The 11,852-nt window shown below is 75.1% G+C and carries 8 protein-coding genes; 3 read left to right on the top strand and 5 right to left on the bottom strand.

The window, feature by feature from the left end:
- Nucleotides 1–133: 133 nt before the first annotated feature.
- From HL054_RS21300 to HL054_RS21285, 4 genes are all read right to left on the bottom strand, one after another.
- Nucleotides 134–2,461 (bottom strand): SpoIIE family protein phosphatase, encoded by a 2,328-nt coding sequence (locus HL054_RS21300; protein WP_369141125.1) that lies wholly within the window; start codon nt 2,459–2,461, stop codon nt 134–136.
- Between the two features lie 151 nt (nt 2,462–2,612).
- Entirely contained in the window at nt 2,613–3,077 is a 465-nt protein-coding gene (locus HL054_RS21295; RefSeq protein ID WP_369141124.1) for a MaoC family dehydratase, read from the bottom strand.
- Nucleotides 3,074–4,741, bottom strand: coding sequence for an AMP-binding protein (locus HL054_RS21290; protein WP_369141123.1), 1,668 nt, complete (start codon nt 4,739–4,741; stop codon nt 3,074–3,076). The genes HL054_RS21295 and HL054_RS21290 overlap by 4 nt, the downstream gene beginning before the upstream one ends.
- Entirely contained in the window at nt 4,738–5,652 is a 915-nt protein-coding gene (locus HL054_RS21285) for an SDR family NAD(P)-dependent oxidoreductase (RefSeq protein ID WP_369141122.1), read from the bottom strand. The genes HL054_RS21290 and HL054_RS21285 overlap by 4 nt, the downstream gene beginning before the upstream one ends.
- A 140-nt stretch (nt 5,653–5,792) precedes the next feature.
- Between HL054_RS21285 and HL054_RS21280 the strand changes: the two genes are divergently transcribed.
- Nucleotides 5,793–7,310 (top strand): aldehyde dehydrogenase family protein, encoded by a 1,518-nt coding sequence (locus HL054_RS21280; RefSeq protein WP_369141121.1) that lies wholly within the window; start codon nt 5,793–5,795, stop codon nt 7,308–7,310.
- A gap of 63 nt (nt 7,311–7,373) precedes the next feature.
- Here HL054_RS21280 and HL054_RS21275 read toward each other — a convergent pair whose 3' ends face one another.
- Nucleotides 7,374–8,690 carry an MFS transporter gene (locus tag HL054_RS21275; RefSeq protein ID WP_369141120.1) on the bottom strand — a complete coding sequence of 439 codons (1,317 nt, stop codon included), beginning with the start codon at nt 8,688–8,690 and terminating at the stop codon, nt 7,374–7,376.
- 71 nt (nt 8,691–8,761) lie between these two features.
- Here HL054_RS21275 and HL054_RS21270 point away from each other — a divergent pair, with 71 nt between their 5' ends.
- Together HL054_RS21270 and HL054_RS21265 are read left to right on the top strand one after the other, a co-directional pair.
- Nucleotides 8,762–9,763, top strand: a complete 1,002-nt coding sequence (locus tag HL054_RS21270) for a GlxA family transcriptional regulator (RefSeq protein WP_369141118.1) — start codon at nt 8,762–8,764, stop codon at nt 9,761–9,763.
- A gap of 231 nt (nt 9,764–9,994) precedes the next feature.
- Nucleotides 9,995–11,680 (top strand): DEAD/DEAH box helicase, encoded by a 1,686-nt coding sequence (locus HL054_RS21265; RefSeq protein ID WP_369141117.1) that lies wholly within the window; start codon nt 9,995–9,997, stop codon nt 11,678–11,680.
- The last annotated feature ends 172 nt before the right edge of the window (nt 11,681–11,852 follow it).

Genomic DNA, 11,852 nt, shown 5'->3' with positions numbered 1-11,852 from the left:
CCACCGCTTCGAACACTTGTGCGAAGTCTACCGCGGTAGGAGGCAGACGAGAAATCGAATCCCCAGGTCAGGGGCTTGTCCACAGATCTCCCACGGCACTTGACAGCAGCCGGACCGACCCCGAGAGCGAGCGTCAGACGAGCGCGGTGTGCCCCTCGGGCATCCGCCTCGGGCCGGCCTCGGCCGGCCGGGGCCGGTCCTCGGGGTGCGCCCGGATGGCCAGCAGCGCCACGTCGTCGTCCATCTCGGAGAGCTCGGCGAGCACCGCGTCGCACAGCTCCTCGAGGGGCAGGTGCCGCAGCGACTGCACCAGACCGCTCAGCCACCGGACGCCCTCGTCGAGCGGCACACCGCGGCGCTCGATCAGCCCGTCGGTGTAGAGCAGCACCGTCGAGCCGGGCGGCAGCTCGTGGGTGTGGTCGGCGCGGGCCCGGAGCGGGTCGACGCCCAGCAGCAGGTCGGCCGGCCGCTCCAGCTCCTCCACCGTCCCGTCGGGTGCCACCAGCAGCGGCGCGGGGTGGCCGGCGTTCGACCAGCGGAGCACCCGCACACCCCGGGCCGCCTCGGCGGGCGTCTGCTCCACGCTGGCCAGCACGGCGGTGGCCAGCGTGCCGATGGCCAGGTCGCGCATGGCGCAGTCCAGGCCGGTCAGCACCTCCGCCGGCGTCCCGCCGCTGTGGTGCGCCACGCCCCGGAGCACGTTGCGCACCTGCGCCATGGCGGCGGCTGCGTGGCTGTCGTGGCCCGTGACGTCACCGATGACGAGCACCGTGCGCCCGTCGCCCAGCACGAAGCTGTCGTACCAGTCGCCGCCCACCTGGGCCTGCCGTGCCGCCGGCAGGTACCGGACCGCGACCTGCAGGTGGTCCGGCTCCGGCGGGTCGGAGAGCAGGCTGCGCTGCAGCGCCTCGACGGTTCCGGCCAGCGCGGTGAGCGCCGTCCGCTCGGCCGCCCGGGTCTGCAGCCGGTCCAGCACCTGGGCGGCCTGCGAGGCGAACGCGACGACGACGTCGGACTCGGCGGCCCCGAAGTCCTGCGGCTCGGCCCAGCCGACCACGAGAGCGCCGACCAGCCGGCCACCGGTCGTCAGCGGGTGCGCGAACCAGGCCTGGCACCCGGTGTCGGCCATGACCTGGGCCATGTCCGGGGTGAGCGCCAGGGACTCGGCCGCGTCGTGGGTGACCACCGGCCGGCCGGTGCGGGCGGCGATGCTGACCGGCATCGGTCCGTCGAGGGCGAGCAGCTCGTAGGCGTGCTGCGCGACCGAGCCCAGCCCGTCGGTGATGACCAGCCGGAGCCTCGAGCGGTCGTCGGGGTCGACCACCGCGACGGCACCGCCCTGGGCGCCGAGCACCGCCAGGCCGCGCTCGACCACGATGGACGTCAGCTCGTGGACCGACTCCGCCCGGCCGAGCGTCAGGGCCAGGTCGGCCAGCGCGGCCAGCTGCCGGGCGCTGCGGAGCTCGGCCTGCCGGGTCTGGATGCGGTCGAGCGCCTGGCTGCACTGCGCCGCGAACGCGGTGAGCACCTCCACCTCGGCGGGGTCGAAGTGCCGCGGCCGGTCCCAGACGATGGTGAGGACGCCGATCTCCCGGGTGGGCGTGCGCAGCGGCAGGCTCGCGTACGCGACGCCCCCGGTGGCCTCGACGACCGCGGCCATTCCGGGGGCGAAGGCCAGCGAGGCGTCGCGGTCGGGCAGCAGCACCGGCCGGCCGGTGCGCGCGGCGACGCAGACCGGCAGCGGTCCGTCCACCGGCAGCGTCTGGTAGGTCTCCTGGGTGGCTGCACCGCCGAGCTGCTCGGACACCACAGAGCGCAGCACGTCCCCCTCGCGGACGGCCACGGCACCGCCGGGTGAGTCCACGACGGCCATCCCGCCCGCGGTGATCACCGAGACCAGGTCGGCGACGGTCTCCGCGCCCGCCAGGCGCAGCGCGACCCCGGCCAGCGCCGTCAGCCGGTCGGCACTGGCCGCCTCGGCGGCCTGGGCGGCGCGCAGCTCCAGGCCCCGGGCGTAGAGGTCGGACTCGACCTGCAGCACGCGGCGCTGCAGCGCCGAGGCGTCGGCGCCGGCGCGCTGCTGGTCACGGACGTAGTCGGTGACGTCCTCCGCGCGCTGGACGACGTAGGCGCACCGGCCCTCGGCGTCCAGGACCGGCGTGCTGATCAGGCTCCAGAACCGCTTGCTGAACCCGCCGCGGCCGTCGGGGATGTCGTACTCCTGCAGCGGCATGGTGTCCGGCTGCCGGGTGTCACGGGCCCGCTCGAAGGACGCCTGGACCTTGCTGACCCCGCCGTCGGCCTCGCTCTCGGACGGGTTGCCGGGGAAGGCCTCGAAGACCGGGACCCCCACCAGCTCGTCCCGGGTGCGCCCGGTGGTCGCCAGGTACGCCTCGTTGGCCTCGGCGATGACCAGGTCCGGCGTCATGACCAGGAACGGCGTGGGCAGGGACCTGAACACAGCAGCGAAGTCGATGGCAGGCTCGCGCCCGTCCCCCGTTGTCACAGACACCGCCGTCCCCGCCACCCGACGGTCGGGAGCACAGCCCCGAGGGTATCCGGGACCACGGCGGCGGTCGGCTGCACCGACCGCCGCCGTCGCGGACCGACGGTCAGAGGTACTGGCGGACCAGGATCGTCGCCACGCAGGCCGGCTTGGCCGAGCCCTCGACCTCGAAGGTCAGCGTGGTCTGCAGCTGGATGCCGCCCTTGACGTCGGTCACCGAGTCGATGACGGCCGACGCGCGCAGCTTGCTGCCCACCGGCACCGGCGAGGGGAAGCGGACCTTCTCCGTGCCGTAGTTGACGCCCATGCCGAAGCCGGTGATCTTCATCAGCTGCGGCATGAACAGCGGGGTGAGCGACAGGGTCAGGTAGCCGTGGGCGATGGGGCCGCCGAACGGGCTCTCCTTCTTGGCGCGCTCGACGTCGACGTGGATCCACTGGTGGTCACCGGTGGCGTCGGCGAAGGTGTTGACCATCTCCTGGGTGATCTCGACCCATTCGCTGGGGCCGAGCTGCTGGCCGGCGAGGGTCTTGGCGCCTTCGACGCCGTCGACGGTGATCGGGGTGGTCATCGGACCTCCTGGTCGGTGGCGGCCAGCGGCGGCTGCTGCTGGCCGGTGCTCGGGTCGGGCGACCCGCTGGCGACCAGCTTCGCCCACGCCAGGTCCGCCTTGCCCGAGGGGCTCCGGCGGACCTGGTCGACGATCACGAGGTCGCGCGGGCGCTTGTGGTCGGCGAGCCGCTCGCCGACGAACTGGCGGGCCTCCTCCGTGGTCAGCGTCGTGCCCGGCCGCAGCGCGACGACGGCGACGATCCGCGAGCCCCACCGCTCGTCGGGCGCGCCGAGGACCATGGCGTCGCGGACGGCGGGGTGGGTGAGCAGCAGCTGCTCGACCTCTTCGGCGAAGACCTTCTCGCCGCCGGTGTTGATCACCCGGCTGCCACGGCCCTGGAAGACGACGGTGCCGTCGGCCTCCAGGCTCGCCATGTCACCGGGCACCACCCAGCGCCGGCCGTCGAACTCCCGGAACACCGCGGCGGTCGCCGAGGTGTCGCCGGCGTACCCGATGCCCTCGATGGCCGGTGCGGCGAGCATGCCGACCTGGCCCGAGCCGGGCACCACGTCCCGACCCTCCTCGTCGACGATCCGGGCGCCGGGCGCCAGTCGGAAGCGGGCCGTCGTCGCCGCGTCGCCCCGGCGGGTCTCGGCGATCGCGAACGGCCCGCCCTCCGACGCGGCCACGGAGTCGCGGCAGACGATGTCGGCGTGGTGCAGCAGCCGCTGCTTGACGTCGGCGCTCCAGGTCACGCCCACGCTGATCATCCGGATGAGGCTGCTCAGGTCGTAGGGACGGCCCTCGGCCTCGGCCCGGTCCAGCGCATCGGCCAGCGGGCGGGCGAAGACGTCGCCGACCACGGAGACCACGGTGACCCGCTGCCTGCCGATCGTCGCGGCCAGCTCGTCGGGGTCGTACCGCTTGGAGGCCAGGTAGACGACCCGTCCGCCGGCGACCAGGGCACCCAGCGAGGTGTACATGCCGGTGCCGTGCATGAGCGGCGGCGCCGGCAGGCAGACCATCGTGTCGCGGTCGGGCCCCAGCCGGCGCAGCGCGTCGCGCAGCTCGTCGAGGCTCTCCGGGTACGGCTCGCCGAGCAGCAGGTAGCTGTTGGCGCACACGGTGCGGAACAGCCACGAGTGCGGCGCCCACACGCCCTTCGGCTTCCCGGTGGTGCCGCCGGTGTACATCAGCCAGCCGTCGTCGCCGCGCTCGATGCGGGGGGCGGGGGCGGTGTCCAGCGCGTCGTCCCACCCGGTCGCCCAGTCGGGGACCTCGACGTCCGTGCCGAGCTGGACGGCCGTGGTGAGCCGGGGCAGGTCCGCGCGCGCCTCGCCGAGCCGGTCGGCCATGGAGGAGTCGTAGAAGATCGCCACCGCGCCGGAGTCGGCCAGCAGCCCGACGAGCTCCTCGCGGCGGTAGCGGTAGTTCACGTTCACCGGCACGGCGCGGACCTTCAGGATGGCGAAGACCGCCTCCAGGTACTCGACGCCGTTGTAGAGGCCGATGGCCACCCGGTCGTCGTGGCCGACGCCGGCGGCGGTGAGGAACCCGGCCAGCCGCGAGGCACGCTCGTCCAGCTCCGCCCAGGTCCGGTCGGTGTCGCCGTGGCTGATCGCCACCCGGTCGGCGCGGACGTCGGCGATCGTCTCCAGGACGGTCGCGAAGCTCTCCTTCACTTCGCGGCCGGGGCGCCCGGGGCGGCCGCGGGCCGCCACTCCTGCAGTGCCCCGGAGAAGACGCCGCCGGAGAAGGCCTCGGCCAGCGAGTCGGCGTCCCAGCCGCCCTCGCGCAGCTCGGCGGCCACCTCGGTCGGGTGCGACCAGATCGCGATCCGGTCGCCGCCGGCGCCGATGGCCTGGCCGGTGATCCCGGCAGCCGCGTCGGAGGCGAGGAACACCACGAGCCCGGCGACGTCGTCGGCGGTGCCCAGACCGCCCTGCCGGACCTCGGCGGGGATCGGCTTGCCCTGGTCGGCCAGCTCGACGAGCTCGGCCATGCCGGGGATGGTCGCGGCCATCCGGGTCAGCGCGACCGGGACGATCCCGTTGACCGTCGTGCCGCTGCGCTCGAGCTCGGCGGCCCAGGTGCGGACCAGGCCGATGATGCCGGCCTTGGACGCGGTGTAGCCGGTCTGGCCGAAGCTCGCCCGCTGCCCGGCCGGCGAGCCGATCAGGATCAGCCGCCCGTTGCCGCCCTGCTCCTTGAACTGGCGGGCCGCGGCGCGACCGCAGGTGAAGGTGCCGCGCAGGTGGGTCTGCACCACGAGGTCGAAGTCCTCGTCGGCCATCTTCAGCAGCGTGCGGTCCCGCAGCACGCCGGCGTTGGTGACCATGACGTCGAGCCGGCCGAACTCGGTGACCGCCTTGGCGACCACCGCGTCGGCACCCTCGGTCGTGCCCATCGCGGAGCCCTCGGCGACGGCGGACCCACCGGCGGCGGTGATCTCACCGACCACCTCCTGGGCGACCTCGAGGTCGAGGTCGTTGACCACGACCGAGGCGCCCGCGGCGGCCAGGGCCTGCGCGTAGGCGCGGCCGAGACCACGACCGGCTCCGGTGACGACGGCGACCTTGCCCGACAACTCCATGGGTTCTCCTCTACCGACGATCACACGACCAACCTTCGGGATGCTGGTGACCGGCACCACAGGGCACAACGGCGACATCCGCCTGACGGAAGGACCCGCTCCGGCGGCGGCACCGGGCTACCGGTGGGTAGCGTGCGGCCATGCCGCTCAGCGAGGAGTCGGACAGCCCGTCCGCGACCGTGCACACCCCGGCCCGCCTCGAGTCCACGGACCCGGCGACCGGCGACGTCGTCGGGGTGTTCCCGGTGCACGACGCGGACGCCGTCCGGGCGACCGTCGAGCGGGCCCGGGCGGCCGCGGAGCGGTGGGCGGCGCTGGGCTACGCCGAGCGGCGGCTCCGGCTGGCCGCCTACCGCGGGCACCTGGCCCGGCGGCTGCCCGAGCTGGCCGACCTGGTGCACCGGGAGAACGGCAAGCCGCACGACGACGCCGTCCTGGAGGTCACCCTGGCGGTCGACCACCTCGCCTGGGCCGCCGGGCACGCGGCCAGGACGCTCGGGCCGCGCCGGGTGCGACCGGGGCTGCTGGCCGCCAACCAGGCCGCGTACCTCGAGTACAGGCCGCTCGGGGTGGTCGGCGTCATCGGCCCGTGGAACTACCCGGTGTTCACCCCGATGGGCTCGATCGCCTACGCGCTCGCCGCGGGCAACGCCGTGGTGTTCAAACCCAGCGAGCACACCCCCGCCGTCGGCGCCTGGCTCGCCGCGGCCTGGCGCGCCGCCGTCCCGGACGTGCCCGACGCCGTCCAGGTGGTCACCGGGTACGGCGAGACCGGCGCCGCGCTGTGCCGGGCCGGGGTCGGCAAGATCGCCTTCACCGGGTCGGCACCGACCGGACGGCGGGTGATGGCGACCTGCGCCGAGACGCTCACCCCGGTGCTGATGGAGCTCGGCGGCAAGGACGCGATGATCGTCGACGACGACGCCGACGTGGCCGCCGCGGCGGACGCCGCCGTCTGGGGCGCGATGAGCAACGCCGGGCAGACCTGCATCGGCATCGAGCGGGTCTACGCGACCAGCGCCGTCTACGACCGGTTCGTCGGGGAGGTCACCCGTCGGGTCGCCGACCTGGAGCCCGGCTCGCACGACCGCGCCGCCTACGGCCCGATGACGATGGCGGGCCAGGGGGACGTCGTCCGCCGGCACGTGGCCGACGCGCTCGCGGCTGGCGGCCGGCTCGTGGCCGGCGGCACCGTGGACGGCCGGTTCGTCGCACCGACCGTGCTGCTCGACGTGCCGGAGACCTCGGCCGCGGTGCGCGAGGAGACCTTCGGGCCGACGCTGACCATCACCCGGGTCGCGGACGCCGAGGAGGGCCTGACCCGCGCCAACGCCAGCTCCATGGGGCTGGGCGGGTCGGTGTTCAGCGGCTCGGCGGCGCGGGCGATGGACCTGGCCCGCCGGATGCGCAGCGGGATGACCTCGATCAACTCGGTCCTCACCTTCGCCTCGGTGCCGGCGCTGCCCTTCGGCGGGGTCGGCGACAGCGGCTTCGGCCGGATCCACGGCGAGGACGGGCTGCGCGAGTTCTCCCGCGCGAAGGCGATCACCCGCCAGCGCTTCGCCCTGCCGGTGCCGCTGATGAGCTTCGCCCGTCCGGCCCCCGCCGCCCGCACGCTGGCCCGGGTCACCGGCCTGCTGCACGGCCGCCACCGCTGACCGCCACCCGCGGTTTCGCGCGCCTACGTACGCGTACGTAGGCGCGCGAAACCGCAGACTTCGTCAGCCGTGGGCCTGGTCGGCGGCGGCCGGGACGGGCTCGACCGGGAGCGTGGTCGCCGGCGACGCCGGCCGCTTGCGGATCGAGATGGACAGCGCCGCCGCGACCAGGCACAGCGCCGCGGCGGCGTACCAGGCGGCGTCGTAGGAGCCGGTGACGTCGCGGACCACACCGGCCCCGAAGGCGGCGAGCGCGGCACCCACCTGGTGCGCGGCGAACACCCAGCCGAACACGACCGGCGCCCGGGCACCGAAGTACTGCCGGCACAGCGCCAGGGTCGGCGGCACGGTGGCCACCCAGTCCAGGCCGTAGAAGACGATGAACGCGATCATCGAGGCCTGCACGTCGGTGCCGAACAGCTGCGGCAGCAGGAACAGCGACATCCCGCGCAGCCCGTAGTAGGCCAGCAGCAGCAGCCGCGGGTCGGCCCGGTCGGTGAGCCAGCCGGAGAAGATCGTGCCCGCGACGTCGAAGACGCCGACCACCGCGAGCAGCCCGGCGGCCGTGGTCACCGGCATCCCGTGGTCGTGCGCGGCGGGGATGAAGTGCGGCTGCACCAGCCCGTTGGTCGAGGCCCCGCAGATCAGGAAGCCGCCAGCCAGCAGCCAGAACGGCCGGGTCCGCACCGCGTCGGCCAGCCCGCGCAGCGCGGTGCGCGCGGGGTTGCCGCCGACCGGGTCGACGTCGTCGGCCGGCGTCCCGCCGTACGGCGCGACCCCGAGGTCCCGCGGCCGGTCGCGGAGCAGCCAGGCCACGAACGGGACGACGGCCAGCGCGGCCGCCGCCGTCCCCAGCGCCGCCGGCCGCCAGCCCCACCGCTCGTTGACCACGGCGACGACCGGGAGGAACACCAGCTGCCCGGTGGCGCCGGCCGCGGTGAGCACGCCGGAGACCAGACCGCGGCGGGCGACGAACCATCGGCCGGTGACCGTCGCGACCAGCGACAGCGCCATCGACCCGGTGCCCAGCCCGACCAGCACGCCCCAGCACAGGATGAGCTGCCAGCTCGCCGTCATGAAGACGGTCGCCCCGCTGCCGGCCGCCACGACCAGCAGCGCGCTGACGACGACGCGGCGGATGCCGAACCGGTCCATCAGCGCCGCGGCGAACGGCGCGGTGAGCCCGTAGAGCGCCAGGTTGATCGCGACGGCGCCGGAGATCGTCGACAGCGACCAGCCGAACTCCTCGTGCAGCGGGTCGATGAGCACGCCGGGCACGGCGCGGAAGGCGGCGGCGCCGATGAGGGCCACGAAGGTCACCGCGGCCACCCACCAGGCGGGGTGGACGCGGTGGGTGCGGACGGGCGGCGCGGCGGTCACGGCGGAGATGCTCCCGGCCGGACGGCGGCGGAGCCAGTGGCCCGACGGCCAGCCTGTGCAAGGATCGGGCCATGGCTGCACCGACGCCGCATGAGGTGGCGGTCCTCGCCCTGGAGACCACCGTCGCCTTCGAGCTCGGTCTGCCGCACGCCTTCCTCGGTGGGGCGGTGGACGCCGACGGGCACCCGCTCTACCGGGTCCGGGTCGCATCCGAGGACGGCGGGCCGGTGCGCACCAGCGCCGGGTACCTGGTGCAGCCCGACCACGACCTGTCCCTGTTGGAGACCGCGGACACCGTCGTCGTCCCCGGCATCTACGGCGGGCCGCAGATGGACGGCCGGAGCCTCTCCCCCGCGATCGCCGACGCGCTGACCCGGGTCGCCGGGCGCGGCCGGGTGGTCTCCATCTGCACCGGTGCGTTCGTGCTCGCCGCCGCCGGACTGCTCGACGGCCGGCCGGCGACCACGCACTGGATGCACGCGGCCGCCTTCACCGCCTTCTTCCCGCAGGTCGACCTCGACCCCGACGTGCTCTTCGTCGACGACGGCAACGTGCTCACCTCGGCCGGCAACGCGGCCGGCATCGACCTGCTGCTGCACGTCGTCCGCCGCGACCACGGCAGCGACGTGGCCAACAGCGTCGCCCGCCGCCGCGTCGTCTCCCCGTGGCGGGACGGCGGCCAGTCGCAGTTCGTCGACCGCCCGCTGCCCGAGCCCGACGGCGCCGGCACCGGCGACACCCGGGCCTGGGCGCTGACCCGGCTGGGCGAACCGTTGCCCCTGGCCGACCTGGCCGGCCACGCCCGGATGAGCGTGCGCACCTTCACCCGCCGCTTCCGCCAGGAGACCGGGCTGAGCCCGCAGCGGTGGCTCACCCAGCAGCGGGTGGCGCTGGCCCGGCGGCTGCTCGAGTCGACCGACACCCCGGTCGAGCGGGTGGCCGCGGAGGCCGGCTTCGGCACCACCGCGTCGCTGCGCCAGCACCTGCACGCGGCGATCGGGCTGGCGCCGCTCACCTACCGGCGCTCCTTCCGCGGCGCCCCGGCGACGGACCGGGCCGCCACCCCGATGTGACGAGGCCCTCCCCGACGTCCCCGCGCTGGGAGGTCGCGTCTGGCAGAGTGGAGATCACCGGCGCCGCCCCCCGCTCATCCGAGGGCAGGTGGACTCGACGTCGGCGCGAGGCTGCGCCACCGAGGCGCGCCGGCGACCCGACGTCCACACCGGACGAGCGATGCGGCCCCACCGTGGCGGCCCCGCACCCGGTGGACCGACGGTGGCCACCGGACTGTTGAGGAACCGACCGTGACCAGCTCGACCACCCCTGCCCAGAACGGCAGCGCTGACCGCCCGCGCCGTCGCGCCACCCGCCCGGCCACCGCCCCCAGCGACTCCGCCACCCCGCACGCCACCTCGCACGCCACCCCGCACGCCACCCCGGCGACCGGCGAGGGCGCCCGCCGTCGTCGCGGCGGCCGCGGCAGCGGCGCCGGCCCCCGCCCGGAGGGCGCGCAGACCCGCGCCCCCGAGCAGGTGCCCGCGGCTCCCGTCGTCCCCGTCGGCGACGTCCCCACGGTGCTGCCGACCGACACCACGTTCGAGGCGCTCGGCGTGCCCGCCCCGCTGGTCGAGGTGCTCACCGCCAGCGGCATCACCGCGCCGTTCCCGATCCAGGTCGCCACGCTGCCGGACACCCTCGCCGGGCGCGACGTGCTCGGCCGCGGCCGCACCGGCTCGGGCAAGACGCTGGCCTTCTCCATCCCGCTGGTCGCCCGGCTGGCCACCTCGACCAGCAAGCGTCAGCCCAAGCGGCCGCGCGCGCTGATCTTGGTGCCGACCCGCGAGCTGGCCAACCAGGTCGCCGCGGTCGTCGACCCGCTGGCCCGCGCGCTGGGCATGAAGACCGCCGTCGTCTTCGGCGGCGTCGGCCAGAACCCGCAGGTGCAGGCCCTCGCCGGCGGCATCGACGTGCTCATCGCCTGCCCCGGCCGGCTCGAGGACCTCATCCAGCAGCGGCACGCCGACCTCGGCGCCGTCGAGATCACCATCCTCGACGAGGCCGACCACATGGCCGACCTGGGCTTCCTGCCCGGCGTGAAGCGGCTGCTCGACCGCACCCCCAAGGTCGGCCAGCGCCTGCTGTTCTCGGCCACCCTGGACAACGGCGTCGACGTCCTGGTCAAGCGCTACCTGGACCGGCCGACCACGCACTCGGTCGACCCGGCCGTCGCACCGGTGTCGACGATGACCCACCACGTGTTCCGGGTCGACGCCGCCGACAAGCCGCAGATCGTCAAGGAGCTCGCCTCCGGCCTCGGCCGCACGGTGATGTTCACCCGCACCAAGCACCAGGCCAAGAAGCTGGCCAAGCAGCTCACGGCGGCCGGCGTCCCCGCCGTCGACCTGCACGGCAACCTCAGCCAGAACGCCCGCGAGCGCAACCTCGAGGCGTTCAGCAACGGCGAGACCCGGGTGCTGTGCGCGACCGACATCGCCGCCCGCGGCATCCACGTGGACGACGTCGCCATCGTCGTGCACGTCGACCCGCCGGCCGAGCACAAGGCCTACCTGCACCGCTCGGGCCGCACCGCCCGCGCCGGTGCCGGCGGCATCGTCGTCACCATCGCCACCCCGGACCAGGCCGCCGAGGTGCGCACCCTCGCCCGCCAGGCCGGCATCACCCCGGACGTCTCGGCGATCAAGCCCGGCGCCCGCGAGATCGTCGCGCTGACCGGTCCGGCCGCCCCCTACGTGGAGCCGGCCCCGGTCGCCGCCCCGCAGCCGCAGGGCTCCGGCGGTGGCGCCAACGGCGGCCGCCGTCGCAGCGGCGGCAGCAAGCCGGCCGGTGCGTCGTCCGGCGGCTCCGGTCGCAGCAGCTCGGGTGGTTCGGGCCGCACGTCCGGACCCGCGCGCACCCGCGCCGAGCTGGCCGCGCGGGCCGGGCAGTCGCCCAGCGGCGCAGGCCGGGGCCGCGGTCGCTCCGGCCGCTGACCCACGTCCTGGCTCACCCCGCGTGCTCCTGGCTCAGCTCCTGAGGTGAGCCAGGAGCACGCGGGATCAGGTCACCTGATCCGAGGCGGCGGCGGGGACCCGGGGTCGCGGGGCGGCGGGCAGCCGGTGAGGATGATGTTGAGAACAGCACCATCCCCATCGCCAGTGAGGT

It is taken from the genome of Modestobacter versicolor, from assembly GCF_041028285.1.
Classification (GTDB): domain Bacteria; phylum Actinomycetota; class Actinomycetes; order Mycobacteriales; family Geodermatophilaceae; genus Modestobacter; species Modestobacter versicolor_A.
This window is presented reverse-complemented; position numbering and strand designations above follow the sequence as displayed.

What these genes read in the sequence shown, in the direction of transcription:
- HL054_RS21295 (WP_369141124.1), bottom strand. Translation starts at nt 3,077, where the DNA reads ATGACCACCCCGATCACCGTCGACGGCGTCGAAGGCGCCAAGACCCTC.
- HL054_RS21285 (WP_369141122.1), bottom strand. Translation starts at nt 5,652, where the DNA reads ATGGAGTTGTCGGGCAAGGTCGCCGTCGTCACCGGAGCCGGTCGTGGT.
- HL054_RS21280 (WP_369141121.1), top strand. Translation starts at nt 5,793, where the DNA reads ATGCCGCTCAGCGAGGAGTCGGACAGCCCGTCCGCGACCGTGCACACC.
- HL054_RS21270 (WP_369141118.1), top strand. Translation starts at nt 8,762, where the DNA reads ATGGCTGCACCGACGCCGCATGAGGTGGCGGTCCTCGCCCTGGAGACC.